Origin of the sequence: Actinacidiphila oryziradicis, from assembly GCF_005047355.1 — a bacterium.
In the GTDB taxonomy this organism is placed as follows: domain Bacteria; phylum Actinomycetota; class Actinomycetes; order Streptomycetales; family Streptomycetaceae; genus Actinacidiphila; species Actinacidiphila oryziradicis.
Genome location: NZ_SUMC01000020.1, coordinates 58,299 through 84,205 on the forward strand (window position 1 = coordinate 58,299; position 25,907 = coordinate 84,205).

Here is a 25,907-nt window from a genome sequence, read left to right on the forward strand (position 1 = left end):
CCTGACCACGGGTCCAGGGGCGAAGCCCCCCACGCGGCGTCAGCCGCATATCGGACGGAGTCGGGAAGGGGCGGGTAGGGAAACAGCCCGCCGCAGGCGACCCCACCGCACCGCCACCCAGCGAGCCTCGAGCCAGAAAGCCGGCGCCCTGTGAACCCCACCCGCGTCCTCGTCCTCAATTCGGGCTCCTCCTCCGTCAAGTACCAGCTCCTGCACATGCCACACGGCGACCGCCTCGCCTCCGGCATGGTGGAGCGCATCGGCGAAGACGGCGGCCCGGCCGACCACGACGCCGCGTTCAAGCTCGTCGCCGGTGAGCTGACCGACGACGGCGTCGGCATCGACTCCCCGGAGCTGGCCGCCGTCGGCCACCGGGTCGTGCACGGCGGCACCCGGTTCACCGAGCCCACCGTGATCGACGACGGCGTCCTCGCCGCCATCCAGGAGCTCGTACCGCTGGCCCCGCTGCACAACCCGGCCAATATCACCGGCATCAAGGTCGCCCGCGAATTGCGCCCGGACCTCCCCCAGGTGGCGGTCTTCGACACCGCCTTCCACTCGACGATGCCCGAGTACGCCGCCCGTTACGCGATCGACCGGCAGACCGCCGACACGTACCACGTGCGCCGCTACGGCTTCCACGGCACCTCGCACGCGTATGTCTCCCGGGCGGTGGCCGGGCTCCTCGCCAAGGACCCGTCGGAGGTGAACGTCATCGTGCTGCACCTGGGCAACGGTGCCTCCGCCTCGGCCGTCCGGGGCGGGGTGTGCGTGGACACTTCAATGGGTCTCACACCGTTGGAGGGGCTGGTAATGGGTACCCGGTCGGGAGACCTGGACCCGGCGGTCGTCTTTCACCTGGCCCGGGTGGGCGGGATGTCGGTGGACGACATCGACACTCTGCTGAACAAGAAGAGCGGTCTGCTCGGCCTGTGCGGGGACAACGACATGCGGAACATCGGCCACCGGATGGCAGAGGGCGACGAGGCGGCCCGGCTGGCCTTCGATGTGTACGTGCACCGGGTACGTAAGTACATAGGCGCGTACACCGCGGTGCTCGGGCGTGTCGACGCCATCGTCTTCACTGCCGGTGTCGGCGAGAATTCCGCTGCTGTACGTGAGGCGTCCCTGCGGGATCTGGGCAGCCTCGGTATTGAGGTGGATACGGTACGCAACGCCTTGCGCGCCAAGACGGCACGGCTGATCTCGGCGGCAGGCAGCCGGGTCGCGGTCGCCGTGGTGCCGACCGACGAGGAGTTGGAGATCGCACAGCAGACGTACTCGCTGGTCGAGCAGTAAGGGCGCCCGGCGCCTCAAGTCCAGGCCCTCGCCCCCCGCAGGGCCACCTGAGTACCCCCAACCGCACGGGAATATTCCGGAGCGGAACAAACCCGATAGGATTCCTCTCATGCGCCGAGCGAAAATCGTCTGCACCCTGGGTCCCGCCGTTGACTCCTACGACCAGCTGAAGGCATTGGTCGAGGCCGGCATGAACGTGGCCCGTTTCAACTTCAGCCACGGCAGCCATGCCGAGCACGAGGAGCGCTACCACCGGGTGCGCAAGGTCGCGGAGGAGACCGGGCGCGCGATCGGCGTCCTCGCCGACCTCCAGGGCCCCAAGATCCGTCTGGGCAAGTTCGCCGACGGCCCGGTGGAGCTGGTCTCCGGTGACATCTTCACCATCACCACCGAGGACGTCCCCGGTGACAAGACCATCTGCAGCACCACCTACAAGGGCCTGCCGGGCGATGTCAGCGTCGGCGACCCGATCCTGATCAACGACGGAAATGTGGCGCTGCGCGTCCTCGAGGTCGACGGGCCGCGGGTGCGGTGTCTGGTCGTCGAGGGCGGGGTCATCTCCGACCACAAGGGCATCAACCTGCCCGGCACCGCCGTGAACGTCCCGGCGCTGTCCGAGAAGGACATCGACGATCTGCGCTTCGCACTGCACCTGGGCGTCGACATGGTCGCGCTCTCCTTCGTACGCGACGCCAAGGACGTGCGGGACGTCCACCGTGTGATGGACGAGGAGGGCCGCCGGCTCCCGGTCATCGCCAAGGTGGAAAAGCCGCAGGCGGTCGACAACATGGAGGACGTCGTCGCGGCCTTCGACGCGGTGATGGTGGCCCGTGGCGACCTCGCGGTGGAGTACCCGCTGGAGAAGGTGCCGGTCGTGCAGAAGCGGCTGGTCGAGCTCTGCCGCCGCAACGCCAAGCCGGTGATCGTCGCGACCCAGATGATGGAGTCGATGATCAACAACTCCCGGCCGACCCGCGCCGAGGCGTCGGACGTGGCGAACGCGATCCTGGACGGCGCGGACGCGGTCATGCTCTCCGCCGAGTCGTCGGTCGGCAAGTACCCGATCGAAACGGTCAAGACGATGTCCCGGATCGTCGAGGCGGCGGAGGAGGAGCTGCTCAAGCGCGGCCTCCAGCCGCTCAACGGCCGCAAGCCGCGCACCCAGGGCGGCGCCGTGGCCCGTGCCGCCGCCGAGCTCAGCGACTTCCTGGACGGCAAGGCCCTGGTCGCCTTCACCAAGTCCGGTGACACCGCCCGCCGGCTGGCCCGCTACCGCGTCCCGGTGCCGGTGCTGGCCTTCACCACCGAAGAGGCCACCCGCAACCAGCTCGCGCTGACCTGGGGCGTGCAGACCACGGTCGTGCCCTACGTCGAGAACACCGACGCGATGGTGCGCATCGTCGACGCGGAGATGCTCAAGCTCAGCGAGTACGGAGAGGGCGACACCGTGATCATCACCGCGGGCTCCCCGCCCGGCGTGGCCGGCACCACCAACCTGGTCCGGGTGCACCACCTGGGCGAGCAGGTCTAGGACCGCCCGACAGCGGAAAACGGTGAGGGCCGGCCCGATCGGGCCGGCCCTCACCGTTTTCCGCGGCTCCCGGAAAGGTCTACGTTCCCGAGTTGTAGAGATGCATGCCCGGGACGGTGAGCGTGCCGCCGAACTGCCCTGCCTGGATGACGGTCGCGTTCGTGAAGAAGGCGACCGGGACATTGACCGGCGGCGGGCTGTCCGGGGTGAAGGTGACCGGGATGAGGCCGAAGAGGTTGCCCTTCAGCGACTCCGTGTACATCGTCACTGTGCCGTTGCGGATGGTCGAGGTGGAGCCGCTGCGCGCGTCCACATGCGTTTTCGCGGTGCCCGGGCCGAGGATCGTCTGCTGGAGGTCCTTGATGTCCACCGTGGAGGCGGTGAACTTCAGGACCTTCTTGATCGTGCCGCTGTAGGTCTTCACCTCGACTATGCCCGCGTAGTTCAGGCCAGTCAGGGTGAGCAGGCTGGTGTTGAGCGTCCACGGGTCGTCGGGCAGCAGGGGGATGCCCCCTTCCGTCGTCGCTGCCGCCAGTGCCTTGGCGTCGTACGTCGGGCACGGGTAGGGAGTCTTGGCCGACGAGGCCGTGGATGACGCCGAGGCGGACGGTGAGGCGGTGACCGAGGTTGCGGTGTCCTTCGCGGCCTTCGCGGCCTCGGCGGCCGCCTTGGTGGCCTCGGCGGCCGCCTTCTTGACCGCGGTGGTGGTGTCCTTCACCGTCTTGGCGGCCTTGTCGGTCGTCGAGGAGGACGTCGTCGCCCCCGAGGTGGCCGAAGCGCTCGGGGAGGCCGAGGCGGACGCAGACGCGGTCGAGTTGTCGCCGACACCCAGCAGGCTCTTGAGCGCGTCACCGACACCCAGCGGGTCCAGCGCGTTGGCGGACTTGCTCGCCGAGGCGGACGCAGACGCGGAGGGGGAGGGCGTCGCCGAGGAAGCACTGGGGCTCGGCGTGCTCGTGCCGCTCTTGCCGCTCGTGTCCTTCTTGTCCGTCTTCTTCGAGGCAGACACGGAGGAACTCGCGGACGGGCTCGGTGTGGCGGTCGCCGTGCTGCCCGACTTATCACTGCCGCCGGCCGACGGTGAGGCGGATGCCGACGCCGTGTCGGACGCCGTCGCGCACGACCTGCCGGAGAACGGGTTCTTCGGCAGCTCGTCCGCCTGCGCGAGCCGGGGCGTTATGCCCATGCCCATCAGTACGGCCGTCGGCATCGCCGCGATGGCTATCGCTTTGCCGGCCGGCATCTGCAACTTGGTCAGCAGCGACTTCCTCGGCGCGGCATGCCTCGGCCCGGTTCTGGCCGGCGGGCCGCCGCACTCGGCGTCGGCCAGCTGAGCCTCTTCACCCGGCACTGTGCCTCCCGTTCGCTTCTACGGTCTCTTGGGCGCCCTCGTCGGTCCCGGCGACATCGGCGTCGTACTTGTCGGACTCCGGGCCGGTCTCGGGATCGGGCAGTTCCGCCGGATCCGGCCCGCTCTCGGCCGCGGGCTCGCCGGGCGCCCAGGAAACCGACAGCGCGCCGCCGACCAGGCCGAGCAGGAAGCCGAGCAGGAAGCCGCCGAAGTTGGAGATCACCAGTGCCACCAGCGCGAGCAGGATGGACGCCACACCGGCGAAGACCCGCACCACCGGCTGGAACCACATGGTCAGACCGAGCGTGAGCAGCAGTACGCCAATGATCAGCGAGCCGGAACCGGCCGTCGTCGCCATACGTACGCTCAGCTGGCCGAGCGTCAGGTTGGCGTACGGGAAGTACGCGATGGGCAGCCCGGCCAGCAACGTCAGCAGGCCTGCCCAGAACGGCCGGCGCCACCGCCACGCACGGAAGCGGAACCGCCAGTAGCCGAATCGGCTCGGCGGTCCGGAGGTCTCGGCGCTCATGGAAAACAGCTCCCTGGGACTGGCTATCGATGAGGGGGTGGAGGGGGTGAGGGGCGTCCCGCGCCCCTCACCCCCTGTTACGCCTGTCTCCGCCCGACTACGTAGTGCCTAGTAGCACTCGTAGTTTTTGCCGGAGCCCTGCTTGACCGACAAGCTCAACCCGCTGAGATTGAAGGTTCCCGCGCTGGTGGCCCAGGCGGTCTGGTGCACCTTGGTCAGGTCGGCGGACTCCGCCTGCTGCGCGAAGGAACCCGGCAGCGTCTTGGTACCGATGTCCTTGGGCTTGGCGTAGCCGGGATTGGTGTCACTCGCCGAAACGCCGATGTCGATGTTCGTGAACGTGGCATCGGCGTCGAGCTGGTCGAGGTCGATGTACAGGTTCGTGGCCTGGACATCCGTACCCCCGCCTCCGGCCTTGAGCTTCAGCGTCACATCGCCGAAGCCCAGAACCGGTACGACCACCGACTGGCACAGGTTGGTGATCGTGGCGCTACTGAAGGCCGAAACCGCGACAGGGATCTGCTTGCCACCGGCCTGCGTGTCGAGGGCTCCGTACTGAACGAAGCCTTTACCGATCAGATGGTCGGCAGAAACCTTGAACTGCTGGCCGGAAACAGTGAAGGACGCGGCCAGCGCACCTTGCGACAGGGCAACACCTATCGCCGCGGTAGCGGCGACGCTTGGCACCATGACAACGGCGAACCGCTTCCATCTGGTGCCACCCCGAACGAGCGATTGCATAAATTTCCTCCTTCTCGGACGTACATCTCCGGCCGGGATTATGAGGGGGCCCCGGCCTGGGATGGGAGAAGTGCTACGTCCTCGGAAAGGAGAGCGCCGTCATCGGACGGTCCGTCCCACTGGAAGCGGACGACAGTGTCCGAAGCATCGGCGATCACCCCCGAGCGACAACCAATGGCCACGCTCTCGCGCAACCCTGCTGGACAGGCTCTGCCGGTAGGCGGAGACCCCCCTGTCCACGAGACGCGGCGGTTGCCGCGCGCTCGGCCCGGCGGGGATCCGTTCTACCGCCTGCCGACTGGCTGCCGACGTTGGTGTAACGGACCGAGCTTGGCCGATCGTGGTCCATTCGACGCCGCTGCACAAGGGGCGCGGTTACTAGTGGGTAACGGCGCGATAACCGGAGTGCGCCCCATGACACTAGCCCGAACACGCTGGGTAGTTGAGGGTGGGGCATGAAAGCCGCCCAAAAGGGGACGAGGGCGGACCAACGCCCGTCACCCTCCTACCGCCAGTAACAGCGACCGCACTTCATCAAGATTTGGTAAAGTACGGTCGCCACGGCATACGGTGCTCGAATTGCTCTTCGACCAGGTCAGAACAGGACGCGCGCCAGCGCGGCCCGCGCCGCCGTCACCCGCGGGTCATCGGCGCCGATCACCTCGAAAAGCTCCAGCAGTCGCACCCGCGCCGTATTCCGCTCGTCACCGGCTGTTCTGCGTACGGCGTCCACCAACCGCCCGAAAGCGTCCTCCACATGGCCGCCCACCAGATCCAGGTCGGCGGCCGCGATCTGCGCCTGTACATCGCCGGGGTCGGCCGCAGCCGCCTTGCGGACCGCCTGCTGGTCCGCGTCCTGCACCCGGTGAAGCAGCTCCGCCTGCGCCAGACCCAGCTTCGCCTCGGCGTTGGCCGGTTCATCGGCCAGGACGTTCTTGTACGCCTGGATCGCACCGCCCAGGTCACCGTTGTCCAACGCGTCGTGCGCGGCGGACAGCGCCAGCTCCTGCGGAGTGGCCGGCCTGGGCGCGGGCGCCGGGGCCGCGGTGGCCTCACCGGCTTCCACGGGGGCTCCCACGATCCCGAACCGCTGCTCCGCGACCGCGATCAACTGGTCCAGCACCTCGCGCACCTGGTCCTCCGGCGCCGCGCCCTGGAACAGCGGCATCGCCTGTCCGGCCAGCACCGCGAAGACGGCCGGGATGCCCTGCACCCCGAACTGCTGGAAAAGCATCTGGTTGGCGTAGACATCCACCCTGGCGACGACGAACCGCCCGGCGTACTCCCCCGCCAGGCGCTCCAGCACCGAACCGAGCTGGACACTGGCATCGGACTGCTCGGCCCAGAAGTTGACGACGACGGGGACCTCGGTCGAGCGCTGCAGTACGTCGCGCTCGAAGGTCTCCTCCGTGACGTCAAAAGCGAGAGGGGACGCGGGCGCGGCGGGCCCGCCGTCGCGGGCGGCCTGTGCGCGCGCCTGCTCGGCCTTCTCCTTGGCCTCACTGGCCGCCTTCAGCGCGGCGAGGTCAACCACACCGCTCATAGACATGTTCCGTGGCTGCATGCCTTAATCCTCCCCCCTCCACGCCGTTCCCGGGCAATCGACGCCCAGATCCCTTTCGCTACGCCACGTAGCGTAACTGCATGGCCGAGCGACTCGCAACAGGGATAGGGTGCCCAGCCATGCGCCCGCCCACCCCCGGAAAACGCACCGGCCGCCCCCGCAGCACCGATGCCGACCGAGCCATCCTCGACGCGGCCCGCGCGGCCCTCGTCGAACTGGGCTGGTCCGGGCTCAGCATGGGCGATGTCGCCGCCCGCGCGGGGGTGGCCAAGACCACGGTCTACCGGCGGTGGGCCAACAAAAGCGACCTCGTGGTGGACGCCGTCACCGCCCTCCTCGACGACCAACTGGAGCTGCCCGACCTCGGCAGCCTCCGCGCCGACATCGAGGGCGTCGTGCAGCACTTCGCGGCCCTCCTCGGCCACCCCGAGGCCAAGACCGGCCTGATGGCCATCATCGCCGAGGCCACCCGCGACGACGCCTTGCGCAGCCGCATTCGCCACGCCATCGTCGACCGCCAGAAGCGCCTGGTAATCGAGGGCCGCACCCGCGCCCAGCACCGCGGCGAGCTCCCCCCGGACAACGGCGCCCACCCCGGCCCCCAGGTCGACCTCATCTTCGACACCATCGCCGGCGCGGTGGTGCACCGCACCCTCGTCAGCGGCGAGCCCATCGACGCGGCCTGGGCCCACCGCTTCACGGAGCTCCTCCTGGACGGGCTTCTGGCGTTTCCCGGCACCGCCGGTCCCGGTATGCCTTCGCCCCCGTCTGTCAGGGGTGCCGATCCGTCCTCAAACGCCGGACGGGCTTGATTTCGGCGCCCTGCGCCGTGGTTGACGGCGTCTGCCGGTTCTTGGGTCGGTGGCGCCTCCGGGGTGGCTCTCCCCCAACCTTCGGCCGGGAGGTGCCCCCACGACTGTGTGCCAGGACCCGGCGTTCTATGCGCCATCGCCACCGGCACTTGGGCGACACAGTCTGCGGGGACACCCCTGCACCGCCCCCTCCGCCCGTCACAGCGCCTTGGGGTACGTGTTCCTTGCGGTCCTAACCCCGGGGTGCCTGGGGTTTACGGTCTCCGCCACGAGCGGCCGTAACGCGCCCATCCGGCCGGGAGGGGACGGCGCCGGGGTGTCCCCGCAGGGGACGAGCGCATGCACCCCGGGCAAGCATGCTGCGGACCCGCACGCGCGAGCCCCGAGGAGATCACCCCGCAGCGGCCCCGACCCCGACCACAACCCGGCGTGCCGGCCAGCACGACAACCCAGCCCGTCCGGCGCTTGCGGGGGCACCTCCCGGCCGAAGGCTGGGGGAGGAACCGGCACCCCCGGCAGACGGGACGAAACCGAGCTGGCCCAGCAAGGCAAACCCAGCCCGTCCGGCGTTTGAGGACAAAGCGGCATCCCCGGCAGACGGGAAGGGCCCGCGCCGGAGGCGCCCGGCACCGCTCCGGCCGGCCCGGCGAGGGCGCGGCGCGGTCAGAACCGGGCCGGTTCGGTGTAGCTGCCCCACTCGTCGCGGAGCACCCCGCAGATCTCGCCCAGCGTGGCCTCCGCACGCGCGGCGTCAAGCATCGGCGCGATCATGTTCGTACCGCCCCGCGCAGCGGAGACCATGGCATCCAGCGCGGAGCGCACCGCCGCGTCGTCGCGGGCGGCCCGGCGGTCGGCGAGGACATGGACCTGCTCGCGCTCGACCTCGTGGCTGACCCGCAGGATCTCCAGGTCGCCCGTGACGGAACCGTGGTGGCAGTTGACGCCGACGACACGCTTGTCGCCCTTTTCGAGGGCGCTCTGGTACTGGAAGGCGGCTTCGGCGGTCTCGCCGGTGAAGTAGCCGTCCTCGATGCCGCGGAGGATGCCGCTGGTGATGGGCCCGATGGAGTGGCGGCCGTCGGGAGCGGCGCGGGCGCCGAGTTCGCGGATGTGGTCGAAGATCTTCTCGGCGTCGGCCTCGATGCGGTCGGTGAGCGCCTCGACGTACCAGGAACCGCCGAGCGGGTCGGCGACATTGGCGACGCCGGTCTCCTCCATCAGGACCTGCTGGGTGCGCAGGGCGATCTCCGCCGCCTGGGCGCTGGGCAGCGCCAGGGTCTCGTCGAGGGCATTGGTGTGCAGGGAGTTCGTGCCGCCGAGCACAGCGGAGAGGGCCTCGACCGCGGTGCGGACGACGTTGTTGTAGGGCTGTTGGGCGGTGAGGGAGACCCCGGCGGTCTGGGTGTGGAAGCGGAGCCACTGCGCCTTGTCGGTACGGGCTCCGTAGACGTCCCGGAGCCAGCGGGCCCAGATACGGCGGGCGGCGCGGAACTTGGCGATCTCCTCGAAGAAGTCGAGGTGGGCGTCGAAGAAGAAGGAGAGGCCGGGGGCGAAGGTCTCGATGTCGAGGCCGCGCGACAGGCCGAGTTCGACGTAGCCGAAGCCGTCGGCGAGGGTGTAGGCGAGTTCCTGGGCGGCGGTGGAGCCCGCCTCGCGGATGTGGTACCCGGAGACGGAGAGCGGCTTGTAGTCGGGGATACCGGCGGCGCAGTGCTCCATGAGGTCGCCGATGAGGCGGAGGTGGGGCTCGGGGGCGAAGAGCCATTCCTTCTGGGCGATGTACTCCTTGAAGATGTCCGTCTGCAGGGTCCCGTTGAGGATGCCGGGGTCGATGCCCTGGCGCTCGGCGGCGACGAGGTACATGCAGAAGACGGGGACGGCAGGGCCGGAGATGGTCATGGAGGTGGTGACATCGCCGAGCGGGATGTCTTTGAAGAGGACCTCCATGTCGGCGGCCGAGTCGATGGCGACGCCGCAGTGCCCGACCTCGCCGAGCGAGCGCGGGTCGTCGGAGTCGCGGCCCATGAGGGTGGGCATGTCGAAGGCGACCGACAGCCCGCCGCCGCCGGCCTCCAGGATCATCTTGTACCGCTCGTTGGTCTGCTCGGCGTTGCCGAAGCCTGCGAACTGGCGGATGGTCCAGGTCCGGCCGCGGTAGCCGGTCGGATAGAGCCCGCGGGTGAAGGGATACTCCCCGGGCCACCCGATCCGTTCGAAGCCGGGCACTGCCACGCCTGGCGGCGGTCCGTAGACGGGGTCCACCGGGTCGCCCGAGAGCGTTGTGAAGTCCGCGTCGCGCTTGCGCGCGGAGTCGTACCGGGCCTGCCAGCGACGGCGGCCTTCTTCGATCGCGTCGGCGTCCATACCTCGAATTTAATAGGACGTCCTAGTAAATGTCGACGGCAAACCGCCGGGCGTCATCCCGACGGCGCACCCTACTACGCGTTGACCGGCTCCGCGGCGCCCGCCACCAGCGGCGCGAGCTCCCGTGTGACCTTGCGCTCAACGAAGAACGCGGCCGTCGGGATCGTGCCGGCCAGCAGCACCCACAGGAGCTTGCCGAACGGCCACTTCGCCTTGGAGCCCAGATCGAACGCGAGCACCAGGTACACCACGTACAGCCAGCCGTGGGCAATGGCGACGACGCGGGTGAACCCGTCGGCGCCACTGATGTGGAGTAGGTACTTGCCGATCACACCGAGGGTCAGGAGGACCAGCATTACGCCTGTCACATACGCCATCACCCGGTAGCGGGTGAGCACACTCTGCTTCATGGGAAGTGAGCCTAACCGGTGCGATTCCGGCTTCTTCAGGCACCCTCGTCAAAGTCGCCCGCAGCTATCCGCAGCGGTCTGAGCAGTGCGAAGATCTCGCCGCACTCCTCGGCGTCGTACACGCCGAGGCCGAAATCCATCGCCACCAGGTCCCGGGTCGCCGCCTCGCAGACCTCGCGGCCCTTGTCGGTGATGGAGGCGAGGGTGCCGCGCCCGTCGTTCGGATTCGGCCGCTTGGCGACGAGGCCGGAACCGACCAGCCGGTCGACGGTGTTGGTGACCGAGGTGGGGTGGACCATCAGCCGCTCGCCGATCTTGGACATCGGGAGCTCGCCGGCCTTGCTGAAGGTGAGGAGCACCAGTGCCTCGTAGCGGGCGAAGGTCAGCGCGTACGGCTTGACGACCGCGTCGACCTGCCCGAGCAGAATCTGCTGGGCGCGCATGATCGAGGTGATCGCCGCCATCGACGGCACGGCGCCCCAACGCTGATTCCAGTGCTCATCCGCGCGGGCGATGGGGTCGAAGGGCAGGCTCAACGGCTTCGGCACGCCCCGAGCCTACCCGCCGGTCACATATTGGTCAGCTGTGTCTCGCTGAGCGGACCACGGCGAACCCGTAATCATAAGGCGATCGAGCGCCGAGCGATATTGCCGCGATGTTTCAGCCATACCGGCACCGGCATCTGACTGAAAGTCCATCCACCCCAGGGCGGCCTCCGTCGGCAGATGATCATAATTTGTGACCGTCTGCCCCGGGTGAGCGCGCGGTAAATCTACGCGCGTCATCAAGTACTGGCCAATATGTGAAGTGCACCTGTCATTCAGCTGTCATTCGGTGCGAAGCTCCTCCGCAGCGCGGGTCTCCCGCGTATCCCCCCACGCCTCGCCACTGACCTGACCCGTCCGTGGATGCATCAAGGAGCACACTTTGCGGAAGAAGCTCGCCCTCGGCACGATCGCCGCCACCACGGCTCTGCTCGCGACAGGTCTCCAGTCCTTCGCGGCGACCGCCCAGAGCGCCCCCACCGCGCAGGCCCTCGCGTCCTCCCACGCCCAGGCACTCTCCTTCGGCCGCGCGCAGGCCGCCGGTCTGGCCGGCTCGCTCGGCCTCGGCGCCCAGGAGCAGCTCAAGATCAAGGACGTTGTCGTCGACAAGGACGGCACCCGTCACCTGCGCTACGACCGCACGTACGCGGGCCTGCCGGTGCTCGGCGGCGACCTCGTCGTCCACGAGACGAAGACCGGGGCCACCAGCTCCGTCACCCGCGCCACCACCGCGAAGCTGGCCCTGAAGACGGTGCGGCCGGCGGTCTCGGCGACTGATGCCAAGGCGCAGGCCCACACCACCGCCGAGGCGCTGCTGAAGAAGGGCGTGGCCACCGACGAGGCCCTGGCTGCGGTCGGTAAGGCCGACAAGCCGCAGCTGGTCGTCTGGGCCGCCACCGGCACCCCGCGCCTGGCGTACCTGACCGTCGTCGAGGGGGTCCAGGCCGACGGCACCCCGAGCAAGCTCAATGTCGTCACCGACGCCAGGAGCGGCAAGGTCATCCAGCGGTACGAGGGCATCGAGACCGGCAGCGGCAACGGCGTCCGGGTCGGCAATGTCGCCCTGACCACCACCAAGGGCACCAGCACGTACTCGCTGAAGGACGCCGGCCGCGGCGGGATCTACACCACGGACCTCAACAACTCGTCCACCTCGTCAAGTGGCACCACCTTCACCGACGCCGACGACGCCTGGGGCAACGGCTCCACCAGCAGCCGCCAGTCGGCCGGTGTGGACGCCCAGTTCGGCGCCGCCGCCACCTGGGACTACTACAAGAACACCTTCGGCCGCTCCGGCATCAAGGGCAACGGTGTCGGCTCGCTCTCGCGCACCCACTACGGCAGCGGCTACGTGAACGCCTTCTGGGACGACTCCTGCTTCTGCATGACATACGGCGACGGCAGCGGCAACGCCTCCCCGCTCACCTCGCTGGACGTCTCGGGCCACGAGATATCCCACGGCCTCACCAGCGCCACCGCGGGCCTGACCTACTCCGGTGAGTCCGGCGGCCTCAACGAGGCCAACTCCGACATCTTCGGCACGATGGTCGAGTTCTACGAGAACCTCGCCGCCGACACCCCCGACTACCTCATCGGCGAGAAAATCAACATCAACGGCGACGGCAGCCCGCTGCGCTACATGGACAAGCCCTCCAAGGACGGCGGCTCGGCCGACTACTGGTCGTCCTCGGTGAAGAACCTCGACGTGCACTACTCGTCGGGCGTCGGCAACCACTTCTTCTACCTGCTCTCCGAGGGCAGCGGCGCCAAGACCATCAACGGCGTCTCCTACAACAGCCCCACCTACAGCGGCACCACCGTCACCGGCATCGGCCGCGACAAGGCCGCCGCCATCTGGTACCGCGCGCTGACCGTGTACTTCACGTCCTCGACGAACTACAAGGCCGCCCGCGTCGCCACTCTCAAGGCCGCCGCGGACCTCTACGGCAGCTCCAGCACCCAGTACGCGGCCGTCGCCGCCGCCTGGACCGGCGTCAACGTCAGCTGACCCGGTACCGCATGACGGGCCGTAGCACCGCCACCACGCATACGGTCCCGAGCAGCCCCGCCCACGCGGTCACCGCGTGCGGCGGGGCGAACTCGGCGGCGGCCCCGGCCGCCGCCATCCCCAGGCCCTGAATCGTCATAAGCCCGGCCGACAGCAGCGTCATCGCCCGGCCGCGCAGGTCCTCGGGCACGGCCGCGATGGCGGACGACGGCCTGGAGGGGCTCTTCACCGACCTGCACCCCCAGGGTCGGCTGGGCGGACGGCATCCTCACCGTGGCCAGCCGCGACTCATCGTTCACCCATGTGCGGGTGCTCGACGGCGACGGGCTGGTGCTGATGCCCGGGGTCTTCGTCTGGCCGGAGGTGGTGAGCGGTTTCGACCCGCCCTGGCAGGCGACCCTCGTCTACCCGGCCCGGGGCATCGGCGGCCTCTGGGCCGGCCCGCACGCCGGCACCTCCGACGCCCTCCTGCGCCTGCTCGGCGCCAATCGCGCGGCCGTCCTGGCCGGGCTCGACGCCCCGGCAACCACCACTGCGCTCGCCCACCGGCACGGGCTGGCCCTGTCGTCGGTCTCCGCGCATCTGTCGGTGCTGCGCGACGCCGGGCTGCTGGTGTCGCGGCGGTACGGCCACCAGGTGCTCTACGAGCGCACACCTCTCGGCACCGCGCTCACCGGCGCCTGACTGTGCCAGTGGCGGCGCCGAGGCCCGCTGATGGCCGGCTATCCCTGCCCGCGCACCGCGCGCAGGTGCTCCGCGACCGGCGCCAGAGCCTTCTGCAGCGCCGCCTGGTCCTCGGGAGGCATCAGCCCGATGAAGTGCTGGCGCACGGAGGCGACATGATGCGGGGCGACCTTGCGGATGGTCTCCCAGCCGAGGTCGGTCAGGACGGCGAAGAGCCCGCGCCGGTCGGACTCGCAGTTCTCACGCCGTACGAGTCCCGCGTTCTCCATGCGGCTGATCTGGTGCGAGAGCCGGCTCTTGGACTGGAGCGTGGCACGGGCCAGATCGCTCATCCGCATCCGGCGTTCATCGGACTCGGAGAGGTTGACGAGGATCTCGTAGTCGTTGTGGGTCAGCCCGAAATGCTGGAGGTCCGCTTCCAGCTGGTACGTCAGCAGCTTGCCGACGTCGAGGTGGGTGCGCCAGACGCGCTGTTCATCGGCCGTCAGCCAACTGTTGTCGTTGTAATCGGTGTCCTTCTCCGTCTCCATATGATGAATTATATCAAGAAAGTTGAAACACGGATTATTCGGGGTCGGCGTTCCGTGGTCGCGCGGTCACAATCCGAAGCGGCGTTGAAGGTCACCCAGCTGCCCGGGCATCCTCGGCATCTGCTGCCCCGGCATCCCCTGCTGACCTCCGGGCGACGGCGCACCGCCCGTCGGCTGCTCGGGCATCAGCACTTCGGTCGACTGCAGAAGGACCTGCCCAGCGCCCACAAATTCGAACTGGTGTTCCTCACCTGAGGTGCCGCCGAACCCGGTAAGCGCCCGAACGCCACCGAGCACCCCGCGCATATACGCGTGGTCGTAGTGGTGGCAGGGCGACGGGCAGTCCGCCCACCCCACCAGCGCCTCCGGGTCCACCCGGATCGGCGGTTCGACGAAGTGCACGGCACCGTTCGAGGCGGCGACGAACTTACCCGTGCCGATGAGGGTCAGAAACCCCGGGATGATCGACTGCTTGAGCGAGAGCCCCGGCTGGAAGGCGAGCAGATTGCCCGAGCGGATGGTGAGGTTGCCGTCCTCCAGGTCGTACGAATTCACGTCGTACGCCCGGTCCGCGAGCAGCAGCTTGCCCTGGCCCTCGGCGACGACCCAGTCGGCGGCGTGCAGCGGCGAGTGGAAGTTGGCGGCGACCAGCCGGTCCAGGGCGCCGTGGCCGATGCCGTTGAAGGAGATCTGCCCGTAGTAGGCGATCATCTTCCCCTTCTGCAGGAACCACTGGCCCTTGAGGTCCACGCAGAAGGTGTACGGATTGACGTTGTCGTCGACCGGCAGCGTGTACGGGTCGTGGACGACGGGCCCTCCGGACTGGTTCAAAGCTTTTCCTCCGACGCCTGTACGTACACCGTGCCCTGCCCGGACAGCTCCAGCTGGAACGCCTCACCGGAGCCGCGCCCCACCATGTCCCGCCAACCCAGCGCGGTGGAGAGCTTGTTGCGGACCTCGCCCCGGTGGGCGACGTACGCCTGCGGGTCCACATGGACCGGGCGCTGCGGGCTGATCGGCAGCTCGATCACCCCGCCGTGGGCCATCACCGCCACCGCGCCCTGCCCCTTCAGGGTGGTCGTGAAGAGCCCCTGGCCGGTCACCTGGCCCCTGATGACGCCCATGACGCCGCCCTGGGACCCCATGAACATGGTGCCCTGCTGCAGCGACCCCTCGAAGGCCAGCAGCCGGTCCGCCTCGACATAAAGGGTGTCGCCGCTGAGGTCGATCGTGTGGACGTGATGGCCGCCGTGCCCGAACATCACCGAGCCCTGGCCCTCGACGGTCATCAGCGGGGTCGCCTCGTTCGCGACCCGCCGCCCGATCATGGACCCGATGCCGCCCTGGCCGCCCTGGATGTTGGGGGTGAAGGTGACCTGCCCCCGGTACGCGAGCATCGCACCACGCTGACTGAAGAGCCGCCGGCCGGGCAGCAGCTGCGCCTCGACCATCTTGGAGTTGATCCGGGTGAAGGCCATCAGTGTCCCCCGTTCGCCCCGCCGCGGCAGCGGCTGATGTCAGGGCCGCCCACGCGGCGCAGCGGTGCGGCTTTCGTCATCGTCTGCGGCCCGGGGGCCGCGTGTGCGACGCTCACAACTGTCCGCCGATCGTATTGCGCTCGCTGGGCTGTACGTAGACCAGCCCGTCCCCCTCGAAGCGGATCTGGAAGGACTCCCCCGACGCCTCGCCGGTGAAGGTCCGCCAGCTCACCCCGGTCTGGAAGTGCTGCTGCAGATGCCCGGTGTGCGCGACATACGCCCCGGGGTCGACCTGGAGCGGCATGCCCGGCGCCACCCGCAGCACGACCGCCGGGCCGTCTGAGGTGATGGCCGCCTGGCCGACGCCCTCGACCGTGGTGGTGAACAGCCCGTTGCCCTGGCTGGCGCCGCGCAGCCCGGTGAAGGTGGTGCCGGTGCGCAGCGTCGCCTCGGTGGCCAGGAGATTGCTGGCCTCGACATACAGCTTCTCGCCGCTGAGCCGGACCAGGTTGATCTCGCTGGCGCGGTCGGCGAAATAGCAGGTGCCGTGCCCCTTCACCTCCATGACCTCCATCGACTCACCGGTGAGCCGCCGGGTCACCATGCCGCGCAGCCCCTCACCGCCGCCGGACATCTTCTTGAACGCCATCTGGCCGTCGTACGCGACCATTGCGCCGTTCTTCGCCTTGACAGCGTCGCCGGTCATGTCCACGGCGAGCACTTTGCTGCCCTGAAGTCGGAATTGAGCCACGGGTCAGACCCTAGACGAATCTGCCGCGGCGCCGGCCGTAACCGGGGCCGGCTTCTCGCCCGCCGCCTCCTCGACCTCCAGCAGCGAGGCGCTGCGCCGCTCCGCCTCGAAGGCCGCCGCCCCGCCGCGCAGCCCGAAGAGCCGCTTGGCGAGCAGGATGTAGAGCACGGCCAGGACGTTCAGAGCGAGCGTGGCGATCTTGAACCAGCTGACCTTGTCGGTCAGCTCGTAGATCTCCAGCGGCAGGAACGCGGCGGTCGCCACCACGGTCAGATACTCCGCCCAGCGCTTGCCCCGCCAAAGGCCGAACGCCTCGACGATCTCGATCAGCGCGTACGCGAGCAGCGCGATGGCCGCGACCAGCAGCGTGGAGTGCTTGTAGTCGAAGGTCTTGCGGATGGTGTCGACGACCGGTGAGTGATCGAGGTCATAGTGGAAGTGCTGGGCCACCGGCTTGAAGGCCGAGAGGTTGTCCTCGAAGAGCTTGCGGACCGCGTTCTGCGAGTTGCTGAACCGCCACACCGCCCACGCCACCAGCACGATGAACGCCCCACGCACCCCCCGCTCCAGGGCGAGGAAGCGCAGGATGAACAGATCCCGCAGCGCCCGCCCGCGCGGCACCTCCGGCGCCCGGTCGGCCGGCCCGGAGCCGTGCGGGCCGCCCAGCGCGAAGTCGCCGCAGCGCAGGCATCGCCACGCCTCACCGACGGCGGTGTCGGCACGCAACCGCTCCCGCAGCTGCGTTTCGTCCGGGGCGTACGTGATGTGGCCACGGCGGGCGCAGTGGCGCCGGTCCCAGTCGAACTTCATGGCTGTGTCAGTCCCCACGTCAGCGTCACGTCTGCGTACCTCTACGTGGAAGGGGACGCTACCGCCTGCCTGGCGGTTCTCGGCGTTTTCGACCCCGCGAAAGCACCGGAGGCACCGGAGGCGATAATGGGGTGCGCGCTTGTGAACGTACGCACAAGCCGTGACCGATCCAGCACCGCCCCCGCCCCTCCCCCGAAGGTGATCCGTGGACCTCAAGACCGCCACCGCCCTGCGCCGGCTCCGCCTGGTCTCCGCCCCCGAAGCGGTGTCCTTCCTGCTCCTGCTGATCTGCTCGGTGCTCAAGCGCACCACCACCTTCGACGCTGTTCTCGTCATGGGCTACGTCCACGGGGTGCTCTTCATCCTGTACGTCGTCTTCTGGGCCGACGCCTGGAACCGCACCAAGTGGCCCCGCAAGACCGCCGCCCTCTACTTCGTGCTCTCGGTGCTGCCCACCGGGGGCTTCTTCGCGGAGCGCAAGCTGCGCCATGAGACCGAGGGCGCCGTCATCGCCGCCCGCACCGCCGTCAACGAAGGTGCGGCCAAAGCATGATCATCGCCTTCTCCGTCTCCCCCCTCGGCGTCGGCGAGGAAGTCGGCGAATATGTCGCCGACGCGGTGCGCGTCGTCCGTGAATCCGGGCTGCCCAACCGTACCGACGCGATGTTCACCACCATCGAGGGCGACTGGGACGAGGTCATGGACGTCGTCAAGCGCGCCGTCGCCGCCGTCGAGGCGCGGGCCCCGCGGGTTTCGCTTGTCCTCAAGGCCGACATCCGTCCCGGGGTCACGGACGGGCTCACCGCGAAGGTGGCCACGATCGAGCGGCATCTCGCGTCAGGGCCGTCTGGCGATTGACCAGCCCGGCTCGCCGGGACGCCGGCTCAGAGGTCGGCCGGCAACAGCGTGAAGGCGTCGTGCGCGGTCAGCGGCCGCACCTTGCGGAAGTGGCGTTCATCCAGAGTGAGGACGGCTCCGGTGCGGAACTCGCGCGCGAGGACGACATTCATCGCGTCAGTGAGCCCGATGTCCGGGTACGTCTTCATGACCGCCTGAACGGCCCCGAGGTGCGCCCCCACCTCGGGGACCTCGAACCGGCCCCGGACGACGCCCGCCGAGAGGTACTCCAGCGCCCGCACCGCTGCTCCCGCTCCGGCCCTCGCGGTGATGAGACAGTCCAGCTCGGCCAGCACAAACGGCGGCACGACCATATGCCCGATGGCACGAACGGAGGAGGACGCCGCTTCGTGATGCCTGTCCCCGGGGTTGAAGAGCGCCAGCAGGCCTGAGGTGTCGGCGATGACGACGCGCAGGTCGGTCACGACCCGAAACCTTCCCGCAGCAGACTTTCCTGTTCGTCGATGCCGAAGTCGGCGCCCATGTTGATCGCCGGAGGGTCCTGCCAGTACGGATCCGCGCCCATCGGGTCGGTGCGGAAGGCATAGACGGCAGGGTCCTGATTGCCGTACGGGCGCAGTATGGCCACCGCTCTGCCGTCTCTGGTCACGGTGATGACCTCACCGGCCTCCACGCGGTCCAGGATGCGGCCGGACGCCTGGTTCAGTTCGCGGGCGGTGACTTCCGAGTTGTCTCCGATGCCCATACCAAGGCCGTACTACATGCAGAACAGGAGTCACCGTCCGTCGGTCAACCCCGCGACCAGCTCATCAGCCGCCGTGTACGGATCCAGCGTGCCGCCCACGATCCTCTCAGCGAGAGCGTCGAGGCGGCGGTCGCCGTGGAGGTCGCCGATGCGCTCGCGCAAAGCGGTGACGGCGATGTGCTCGACCTCCTGCGCGGCCCGCCGCCGTCTGCGGTCTGCCAGGACACCGTGTTCGGCCATCCAGGCGTGGTGCTTCTCCAGGGCTTCGAGGACTTCGTCGATACCCTCGCCCCGCGCGGCCACGGTTTTGACGATCGGGGGCCGCCAGTCGCCGGGGGCACGGGACTCGCCGAGGCCGAGCATGTGGTTGAGCTCGCGGGCGGTGGCGTCGGCCCCGTCGCGGTCGGCCTTGTTGACGACGTAGACATCGCCGATCTCCAGGATGCCGGCCTTGGCGGCCTGGATGCCGTCACCCATGCCCGGGGCGAGCAGGACGACCGACGTATCAGCCTGAGCGGCGATCTCGACCTCGGACTGCCCGACGCCGACCGTCTCGACGAGGATCACCTCGCAGCCGGCGGCATCGAGAACGCGGATCGCCTGCGGGGCGGCCCAGGCGAGGCCGCCCAGATGCCCCCGCGTCGCCATCGAACGGATGTAGACGCCCGGATCGGCGGCGTGCTCGGACATCCGGACCCGGTCACCGAGGAGCGCGCCGCCGGAGAACGGCGAGGAGGGGTCGACGGCGAGCACGCCGACCCGCTTGCCGGCCCGGCGGTACGCGCTGACCAGCGCCGACGTGGACGTGGACTTGCCGACGCCGGGGGAACCCGTGAGGCCGACCACGTACGCGCCGCCGGTGAACGGCGCGAGCGTGGCCATGACCTCGCGGAGTTGCGGGGACGCCCCCTCGACCAGTGAGATGAGCCGGGCGACAGCGCGGGGCCGGCCCTGCCGGGCCTGCTCGACCAGTGTGGGGACGTCCAGCATTTACTTCTCCTTGCCCGGCACCCGGATGATCAGCGCGTCGCCCTGGCCGCCGCCACCGCACAGCGCCGCGGCGCCCGTGCCGCCGCCGCGCCGCCCGAGCTCCAGCGCGAGGTGCAGCACGATGCGGGCGCCGGACATACCGATCGGGTGACCGAGGGCGATGGCACCGCCATTGACATTCACCCTTTCGGGTGTCACCCCGAGATCTTTCATGGACTGCACGGTGACCGCCGCGAAGGCCTCGTTGATCTCGATGAGATCGAGGTCGTCGACGGTCAGACCGTCCTTCCGCAGGGCCTGCGCGATCGCGTTGGACGGCTGTGACTGCAGCGAGTTGTCCGGGCCCGCCACATTGCCGTGCGCCCCGATCTCGGCGATCCACTCCAGGCCGAGTTCCTCGGCCTTGGCCCGGCTCATCACCACCACCGCCGCCGCTCCGTCGGAGATCTGCGACGACGTGCCGGCGGTGATCGTGCCGTCCTTGGCGAACGCGGGGCGCAGCTTGCCGAGCGACTCGGCGGTCGTCTCGGCCCGGATGCCCTCGTCCTGGCTGAAGACCACCGGCTCGCCCTTGCGCTGGGGGATCTCGACCGGTGCGATCTCGGCCTCGAACAGGCCGTTCTTCTGGGCGGCGGCGGCCCGCTGGTGGGAGAGCGCTCCGATGGCGTCCTGCTCGGCGCGTCCGATGCCGAGCCGGGTGTTGTGCTTCTCGGTCGACTCGCCCATCGGGATGTTCTCGTAGGCGTCGGTGAGGCCGTCGTGGGCCATTGAGTCGAGCAGCTCGATCGCGCCGTATTTGTAACCTTCACGGGACTTGGGCAGCAGGTGCGGGGCATTGGTCATCGACTCCTGGCCACCGGCGACGACGATGTCGAACTCGCCCGCCCGGATCAGCTGGTCGGCCAGGGCGATGGCGTCGAGCCCGGAGAGGCAGACCTTGTTGATGGTCAGCGCCGGGACATTCAGCGGGATGCCGGCCTTGACGGCGGCCTGGCGGGCCGGGATCTGGCCGGCACCCGCCTGGAGTACCTGGCCCATGATCACGTACTGCACCTGGTCGCCGCCGATACCGGCCCGGTCCAGCGCGGCCTTGATCGCGACGCCGCCGAGCTCGGCACCGGAGAAGCTGCGCAGACTGCCCAGCAGGCGGCCCATGGGGGTTCGTGCGCCCGCGACGATCACTGAGGTAGGTGGCTGGCTCATGCTGCGGCCCCTTCGCGGCTGCGGCCTTCCCAGTCGCTGACGCCGGGCCCTGGGCCGGTTTTCCGGCCCCCGGCGGCACTTCGGGGAAAGCAATTTTGAGGGTTTCCGATCAATGTACTTATCGGTAGCCGTCCGGTCACCGGGCGGACCGTGTGATCGCGCGCACGTTGCGTGACCATGCGTGCGGGGGGTGCACTGGTTCCATGCTGACCCGCATCGACCACATCGGTATCGCGTGCTTCGACCTCGACAAGACAGTCGAGTTCTACCGTGCCACGTACGGCTTCGAGGTGTTCCACACCGAGGTCAACGAGGAACAGGGAGTCCGGGAGGCCATGCTGAAGATCAACGAGACCTCCGACGGCGGAGCCTCCTATCTCCAGCTCCTCGAACCCGTCCGTGAGGACTCCACCGTCGCCAAATGGCTGGCCAAGAATGGTGAGGGGGTGCATCACATCGCTTTCGGCACCGCCGATGTCGATGCGGACGCCTCCGCGATCAAGGAAAAGGGCGTTCGAGTCCTCTACGAGGAACCTCGCAAGGGCTCGATGGGTTCCCGGATCACGTTTCTGCACCCCAAAGACTGCCACGGGGTCCTCACCGAGCTGGTCACCTCTGCCTCCTCGGACAAAGAGCACTGACCTTTCCCAACCCGCCCCGGTAGAGTGGCTGCGGCGACCGGGGCGGGCCAGTCCCGTCCCGCGCTTCGGCATGGATCTGACACCATTCTCCGGAAGGCCCCGTTCAAACAACGGGCCGGAGAATCTCACTCGGTTGGCGGGTGGGTACACCAGCAGACGGACGGATGGGACCGCGGAGTGCGGGGCTACGACCGCTACGAGGTTGAGGACGACCACCTCTCGCAGTTCGAGGCCGAGATGGAACGGCTGCGGACCGAGCGGGACAAGGTCGTGCAGCACGCCGACGACCTCGGATATCAGGTGGAGGTGCTGCGCGCCAAGCTCCACGAGGCGCGCCGCAACCTCGCGGTCCGTCCTGCCTACGACAATGTCGGCCATCAGGCCGACCAGATGCTTCGCAACGCCCAGATCCAGGCCGACCAGATGCGCGCCGACGCCGAGCGCCAGCTGCGCGAGGCCCGCGCCGCCACCCAGCGCCTGCTCCAGGAGCAGGCGGAGCGGACCTCGCAGCTGGAGGCGGAGTGGCACGCCGAGGCGGTGGCCCGCCGCCGGCGGCTCGACGAGGAGCTGGGCGACCGCCGCGCCAACGTAGAGACCCACGTCAACGAGAACGTCGCCTGGGCCGAGCAGCTGCGGGCCCGTAGCGAGGCCCAGGCCCGCCGGCTGGTCGACGAGACCCGCGCCGAGTCCGAGGCCGCGCTGGCCGCCGCCCGCGCCGAGGCGCAGCGGGTCGCCGAAGGCGCCAGGGAACGCCTGGAGTCCGAGCTCGCCGAGGCCCGCGCAGAGGCCGAGCAGCTGCTGCGCCGGGCCCGCGCCGACGCCGAGCGGCTGCTGAACGCGGCCGGCATCCAGGTCCAGGAGGCCACCAGCCAGGCCGAGCAGCTGCGCACCTCGACCCGCAGCGAGTCCGACTCGGCCCGCCAGGAGGCCATCGAGCTGACCCGGCTCGCCGAGGAGCGGATCCGCGAGGCCGACGAGGCACTGCGTGAGGCCCGGGCCGAGTCGGAACGGCTTCGCGAGGAGGCCTCGGCCACCGTCGCCAAGCGGCTGGCCACCGTGGACGCCGACAACGAGCAGCGCACCCGCACCGCCCGGGCCGAGATCGCCCGGCTGGTGACCGAGGCCACCAAGGAGGCGGAGACCGCCAAGGCCGAGGCGGAGCAGGCCAAGGCCGATGCCAAGGCGGAGTCCGAGCGGCTGCTCTCCGAGGCCAAGGAGACGGCCAAGGCGGCCTTCGCCGAGGACGCCGCCGCCCAGCTCGCCAAGGCCGCCCGCACCGCCGAGGAAGTGCTCAACAAGGCCACCGAGGACGCGCAGTCCACCACCCGGGCGGCCCGCGACGAGGCCGAGCGGATCCGCCGCGAGGCCGAGGCCGAGGCCGAACGGCTGGCCGGCCAGGCCGAGGAGTCCGCCGAGCAGCTGCGCGGAGCGGCCCAGGACGACACCAAGGAGTACCGGGCCAAGACCGTAGAGCTCCAGGAGGAGGCCCGGCGGCTGCGCGGCGAGGCCGAGCAGCTGCGCTCCGAGGCGGTCGCCGAGGGCGAGCGGATCCGCGGCGAGGCCCGCCGTGAGGCCGTCCAGCAGATCGAGGAGGCGGCCAGCACCGCCGAGGAGCTGCTGAACCGGGCCAAGGAGGATGCCGACGACAAGCGGCAGGCCGCCACCGCGGACTCCGAGAAGGTCCGCACCGAGGCCATCGAGCGGGCCGCGGCCCTGCGCCGGCAGGCCGACGAACTCCTGGACCGCGCCCGTGGCGAGGCCGAGGGACTGCGTACCGAGGCCGAGCAGCAGGCCGTCCAGGTCGCGCAGGCCGCCGAGGCCGAGGGCGAACGGCTGCGCACCGAGGCCGACCGGGCCGCCCAGCGGATGCGCGACGAGGCCGCCGCCGACCTCACCCGGCAGCGCGAGGAGGCGGCCCAGCGGATCATCGCCGCCGAGGAGGCACTGCGCGAGGCGCGGGACGAGGCCGACCGGCTGCGCCGCGAGGCCGCCGAGGAGGCCGCCGCGCTGCGCGCCGAGACCACCGAGCGGATCCGTGCGCTCCAGGAGCAGGCCGAGCAGGCCACGCTGCGGCTGCGCGACGAGGCCGCCGCCGACGCCGCGCAGACCCGTGCCGAGGCCGAGCAGATCGCCGTACGGCTGCGCAGCGACGCCGCCGCCGAGGCGGAGCAGCTGCGCGCCGAGTCCCAGGAGACCGCCCAGCGGCTGCGCGGCGAGGCCGCCGCCGCGGCGGAGCGTACCGCCGCCGAGGCCGCCGAGGCGCTGGCCGCCGCCCAGGACGAGGCCGTACGCCGCCGTCGCGAGGCCGAGGAACTCCTCGGGTCCGCCCGGGGCGAGGCGGACCAGGAGCGGAGCACCGCGCGCCGGGAGGCGGAGGAGCTCCTGGCCTCGGCCCGCAAGCGGGTCGAGGACGCACAGATCGAGGCCGAGCGGCTGGTCGCCGAGGCCGACCGGCGCGCCAACGACCTGGTCGGTGCGGCCGAACAGCACGGGCAGCAGGTGCGGGAAGCGGTCTCCGGGCTGCATGCCCAGGCCGAGGAGGAGATCACCGGACTGCGGTCGGCCGCCGAGCACGCCGCCCACCGGATGCGTGTGGAGGCGGAGGCCGAGGCCGACCGGCTGCACGCGGACGCCAACTCCGAGCGGGAGCGCGCCTCCGAGGACGCTGCCCGGATCCGCCGTGAGGCGGCCGCCGAGTCCGAAGCGGCGAAGGCGCTCGCCGAACGCACCGTCATGGAGGCCATCGACGAGGCCGAGCGGCTGCGCACGGACGTCCGCGAGGAGGCCAACCGGCGCCGTATGGACGCCGCCGAGCAGGCCGACGAGCTCATCGCCAAGGCCCGGCGCGAGGCCGAGCGGCTGGGCATCATCGCCAAGGACAACCTGGAGAGCGCCGAGCGCGACGCCGACCAGGCGCGCGACGAGGCGCGGGCCGAGGCCAACCGGCTGCGGTCCGACGCGGCCGGCCAGGCCGATCAGCTCATCGGCAAGGCCCGCGAGGAAGCCGAACGGCTCGCCCACGAGGGACGCGAGGCGCTGCAGGGCGCCAACCGCGACGCCGACCAGGCCCGTTCGCAGGCCCGCGAGGAGTCCAACCGGCTGCGGATCTCGGCCGCCGCACAGGCCGACCAGCTGGTGTCCAAGGCCCGTGAGGAGGCCGAACGCCTCGGCATCCTCGCCAAGGACACCCTGGAGAACGCCGAGCGCGACGCCGAGGCCGCCCGTACCGAGGCGGACCGGATCCGTGACGAGGCGCGCGAGGCCGCCAACCGGCGTCGTTCCGAAGCGGCAACCCAGGCCGACGAGTTGATCTCCCATGCCCAGGCCGAGGCGCGGCGGATCGGAGCGTCGGCGGAGGAGCAGGCCGACACCATGGTCGGCGCGGCCCGCAAGGAGGCCGACCGCATCATCAACGAGGCCAACGCCGAGGGCAACGGCATGGTGGAGCGGGCCCGTACCGACGCGGACACCATGCTCAGCGAGGCCCGCAGCGACTCCACCGCCATCCGGGAACGTACCGAGGAGCACCGGCAGCGCGTCGAGACCGAGATCGAGGCGCTGCACGAGCGGGCCCGCAAGGAGTCCTCCGAGACGATGCGGTCCGCGGGCGAGCGGGTCGACAAGCTGATCGCCGGCGCGAGCGAGCAGCTCGCCGAGGCGGAGCAGCAGGCCGAGGAGACCATGTCCACTGCCAGCGCCGAGGCGAGCAAGGTCCGTATCGCCGCGGTCCGGAAGGCCGAAGGACTGCTCAAGGAAGCCGAGCAGAAGAAGATCGCGACCGAGCGCGAGGCGGAGCGGGTCAAGGCCGAGGCGCGCGCCGAGGCCGAACGGATCGTCACCGAGGGCAAACGCGAGCTGGACTTGCTGACCCGGCGCCGGCAGGACATCAATTCCGAAATCTCCCGCGTCCAGGACGTCCTGGAGGCACTGGAAACATTCCAGGCACCGACCGGAGGTGCGGGCGGCAAAAATGCGGTCATTGCGGGCGCCACGGCAGGAACCACCCGATCCGGTGGCAAGAGCTCCGACGACGCGCCACTCGATTGAGCGGACATTCTGCACA

The 25,907-nt window shown here is 69.8% G+C and carries 26 protein-coding genes and 1 pseudogene; 10 read left to right on the forward strand and 17 right to left on the reverse strand.

Features of this window, described 5'->3' with window-relative positions; genetic code table 11:
- The first annotated feature begins 150 nt into the window (after positions 1 to 150).
- Positions 151 to 1,299, forward strand: a complete 1,149-nt coding sequence (locus tag FCI23_RS21185) for an acetate kinase (RefSeq protein WP_136725511.1) — start codon at positions 151 to 153, stop codon at positions 1,297 to 1,299.
- Positions 1,300 to 1,408: 109 nt separating this feature from the next.
- Positions 1,409 to 2,830: a pyruvate kinase gene (gene pyk / locus FCI23_RS21190; protein WP_136725512.1), complete on the forward strand. Its 1,422-nt coding sequence runs from the start codon at positions 1,409 to 1,411 to the stop codon at positions 2,828 to 2,830.
- 79 nt (positions 2,831 to 2,909) lie between these two features.
- Here the strand turns inward: pyk and FCI23_RS59890 are convergent, their stop codons facing one another.
- On the reverse strand, positions 2,910 to 3,548 hold the full coding sequence (locus FCI23_RS59890; RefSeq protein ID WP_246143882.1) for a hypothetical protein: 639 nt from the start codon (positions 3,546 to 3,548) through the stop codon (positions 2,910 to 2,912).
- Here FCI23_RS59890 and FCI23_RS59895 point away from each other — a divergent pair.
- Entirely contained in the window at positions 3,538 to 4,164 is a 627-nt protein-coding gene (locus FCI23_RS59895) for a hypothetical protein (RefSeq protein ID WP_246143883.1), read from the forward strand. The two genes, FCI23_RS59890 and FCI23_RS59895, sit on opposite strands and share 11 nt — an antisense overlap.
- A 6-nt stretch (positions 4,165 to 4,170) precedes the next feature.
- Here the strand turns inward: FCI23_RS59895 and FCI23_RS21200 are convergent, their stop codons facing one another.
- From FCI23_RS21200 to FCI23_RS21215, 3 genes are all read right to left on the reverse strand, one after another.
- Positions 4,171 to 4,710 carry a DUF6114 domain-containing protein gene (locus tag FCI23_RS21200; protein WP_246143884.1) on the reverse strand — a complete coding sequence of 180 codons (540 nt, stop codon included), beginning with the start codon at positions 4,708 to 4,710 and terminating at the stop codon, positions 4,171 to 4,173.
- A 108-nt stretch (positions 4,711 to 4,818) separates the two neighbouring features.
- Positions 4,819 to 5,451, reverse strand: coding sequence for a DUF6230 family protein (locus FCI23_RS21205; RefSeq protein WP_136725514.1), 633 nt, complete (start codon positions 5,449 to 5,451; stop codon positions 4,819 to 4,821).
- A 595-nt stretch (positions 5,452 to 6,046) separates the two neighbouring features.
- Positions 6,047 to 7,015 carry a co-chaperone YbbN gene (locus FCI23_RS21215; RefSeq protein ID WP_136725515.1) on the reverse strand — a complete coding sequence of 323 codons (969 nt, stop codon included), beginning with the start codon at positions 7,013 to 7,015 and terminating at the stop codon, positions 6,047 to 6,049.
- Positions 7,016 to 7,134: 119 nt separating this feature from the next.
- Here FCI23_RS21215 and FCI23_RS21220 point away from each other — a divergent pair, with 119 nt between their 5' ends.
- Positions 7,135 to 7,827, forward strand: a complete 693-nt coding sequence (locus FCI23_RS21220; RefSeq protein WP_136725516.1) for a TetR/AcrR family transcriptional regulator — start codon at positions 7,135 to 7,137, stop codon at positions 7,825 to 7,827.
- Between the two features lie 663 nt (positions 7,828 to 8,490).
- Here the strand turns inward: FCI23_RS21220 and FCI23_RS21225 are convergent.
- The 3 genes from FCI23_RS21225 to FCI23_RS21235 form a co-directional block, all read right to left on the reverse strand.
- Entirely contained in the window at positions 8,491 to 10,191 is a 1,701-nt protein-coding gene (locus tag FCI23_RS21225; RefSeq protein ID WP_136725517.1) for an acyl-CoA mutase large subunit family protein, read from the reverse strand.
- A gap of 74 nt (positions 10,192 to 10,265) precedes the next feature.
- Positions 10,266 to 10,601: a DUF3817 domain-containing protein gene (locus FCI23_RS21230; protein ID WP_136725518.1), complete on the reverse strand. Its 336-nt coding sequence runs from the start codon at positions 10,599 to 10,601 to the stop codon at positions 10,266 to 10,268.
- Positions 10,602 to 10,636: 35 nt separating this feature from the next.
- Positions 10,637 to 11,149 (reverse strand): MarR family winged helix-turn-helix transcriptional regulator, encoded by a 513-nt coding sequence (locus FCI23_RS21235; protein ID WP_136725519.1) that lies wholly within the window; start codon positions 11,147 to 11,149, stop codon positions 10,637 to 10,639.
- A gap of 379 nt (positions 11,150 to 11,528) precedes the next feature.
- Between FCI23_RS21235 and FCI23_RS21240 the strand changes: the two genes are divergently transcribed.
- A complete protein-coding gene (locus tag FCI23_RS21240; RefSeq protein ID WP_136725520.1) occupies positions 11,529 to 13,154 on the forward strand; it encodes a M4 family metallopeptidase in 1,626 nt (541 codons plus the stop codon).
- Here FCI23_RS21240 and FCI23_RS21245 read toward each other — a convergent pair.
- Positions 13,147 to 13,353: pseudogene (locus FCI23_RS21245) on the reverse strand (MFS transporter); the annotation flags it as partial. The gene FCI23_RS21240 and the pseudogene FCI23_RS21245 overlap by 8 nt on opposite strands.
- A gap of 74 nt (positions 13,354 to 13,427) precedes the next feature.
- Between FCI23_RS21245 and FCI23_RS21250 the strand changes: the two are divergent.
- Entirely contained in the window at positions 13,428 to 13,838 is a 411-nt protein-coding gene (locus FCI23_RS21250) for an ArsR/SmtB family transcription factor (protein WP_407646006.1), read from the forward strand.
- A 38-nt stretch (positions 13,839 to 13,876) separates the two neighbouring features.
- Here FCI23_RS21250 and FCI23_RS21255 read toward each other — a convergent pair whose 3' ends face one another.
- The 5 genes from FCI23_RS21255 to FCI23_RS21275 form a co-directional block, all read right to left on the reverse strand.
- Complete coding sequence (locus FCI23_RS21255) at positions 13,877 to 14,368, reverse strand: MarR family winged helix-turn-helix transcriptional regulator (RefSeq protein WP_136725521.1); 492 nt, start codon at positions 14,366 to 14,368, stop codon at positions 13,877 to 13,879.
- Positions 14,369 to 14,434: 66 nt separating this feature from the next.
- Positions 14,435 to 15,199 (reverse strand): AIM24 family protein, encoded by a 765-nt coding sequence (locus tag FCI23_RS21260; protein WP_136725522.1) that lies wholly within the window; start codon positions 15,197 to 15,199, stop codon positions 14,435 to 14,437.
- On the reverse strand, positions 15,196 to 15,846 hold the full coding sequence (locus tag FCI23_RS21265) for an AIM24 family protein (RefSeq protein ID WP_136725523.1): 651 nt from the start codon (positions 15,844 to 15,846) through the stop codon (positions 15,196 to 15,198). Before FCI23_RS21265 ends, FCI23_RS21260 begins: the two co-directional genes overlap by 4 nt.
- A gap of 112 nt (positions 15,847 to 15,958) precedes the next feature.
- The gene (locus FCI23_RS21270; protein WP_136725524.1) at positions 15,959 to 16,597 is read right to left on the reverse strand and encodes an AIM24 family protein; all 639 of its coding nucleotides are present in this window, start codon (positions 16,595 to 16,597) and stop codon (positions 15,959 to 15,961) included.
- 3 nt (positions 16,598 to 16,600) lie between these two features.
- On the reverse strand, positions 16,601 to 17,407 hold the full coding sequence (locus tag FCI23_RS21275) for a DUF2127 domain-containing protein (RefSeq protein ID WP_136725597.1): 807 nt from the start codon (positions 17,405 to 17,407) through the stop codon (positions 16,601 to 16,603).
- A 205-nt stretch (positions 17,408 to 17,612) separates the two neighbouring features.
- Here FCI23_RS21275 and FCI23_RS21280 point away from each other — a divergent pair, with 205 nt between their 5' ends.
- Positions 17,613 to 17,960: a DUF3817 domain-containing protein gene (locus FCI23_RS21280; RefSeq protein ID WP_136725525.1), complete on the forward strand. Its 348-nt coding sequence runs from the start codon at positions 17,613 to 17,615 to the stop codon at positions 17,958 to 17,960.
- A complete protein-coding gene (locus tag FCI23_RS21285) occupies positions 17,957 to 18,265 on the forward strand; it encodes an MTH1187 family thiamine-binding protein (protein ID WP_136725526.1) in 309 nt (102 codons plus the stop codon). The genes FCI23_RS21280 and FCI23_RS21285 overlap by 4 nt, the downstream gene beginning before the upstream one ends.
- Positions 18,266 to 18,291: 26 nt before the next feature.
- Here the strand turns inward: FCI23_RS21285 and FCI23_RS21290 are convergent, their stop codons facing one another.
- Genes FCI23_RS21290 through FCI23_RS21305 form a run of 4 tightly spaced genes read right to left on the reverse strand, consistent with a single transcriptional unit; the run spans position 18,292 to position 21,182 of the window.
- Positions 18,292 to 18,729, reverse strand: coding sequence for a PIN domain-containing protein (locus FCI23_RS21290; RefSeq protein ID WP_136725527.1), 438 nt, complete (start codon positions 18,727 to 18,729; stop codon positions 18,292 to 18,294).
- Complete coding sequence (locus tag FCI23_RS21295) at positions 18,726 to 19,010, reverse strand: type II toxin-antitoxin system Phd/YefM family antitoxin (RefSeq protein WP_136725528.1); 285 nt, start codon at positions 19,008 to 19,010, stop codon at positions 18,726 to 18,728. Before FCI23_RS21295 ends, FCI23_RS21290 begins: the two co-directional genes overlap by 4 nt.
- A gap of 30 nt (positions 19,011 to 19,040) precedes the next feature.
- Positions 19,041 to 20,000 carry a methylmalonyl Co-A mutase-associated GTPase MeaB gene (meaB, locus tag FCI23_RS21300; protein ID WP_136725529.1) on the reverse strand — a complete coding sequence of 320 codons (960 nt, stop codon included), beginning with the start codon at positions 19,998 to 20,000 and terminating at the stop codon, positions 19,041 to 19,043.
- A complete protein-coding gene (locus tag FCI23_RS21305) occupies positions 20,001 to 21,182 on the reverse strand; it encodes an acetyl-CoA C-acetyltransferase (protein ID WP_136725598.1) in 1,182 nt (393 codons plus the stop codon).
- Positions 21,183 to 21,406: 224 nt separating this feature from the next.
- Here FCI23_RS21305 and mce point away from each other — a divergent pair, with 224 nt between their 5' ends.
- Together mce and scy are read left to right on the forward strand one after the other, a co-directional pair.
- Positions 21,407 to 21,844, forward strand: a complete 438-nt coding sequence (mce, locus tag FCI23_RS21310) for a methylmalonyl-CoA epimerase (protein ID WP_136725530.1) — start codon at positions 21,407 to 21,409, stop codon at positions 21,842 to 21,844.
- A 177-nt stretch (positions 21,845 to 22,021) separates the two neighbouring features.
- Positions 22,022 to 25,891 carry a polarized growth protein Scy gene (scy, locus tag FCI23_RS21315; RefSeq protein ID WP_136725531.1) on the forward strand — a complete coding sequence of 1,290 codons (3,870 nt, stop codon included), beginning with the start codon at positions 22,022 to 22,024 and terminating at the stop codon, positions 25,889 to 25,891.
- The last annotated feature ends 16 nt before the right edge of the window (positions 25,892 to 25,907 follow it).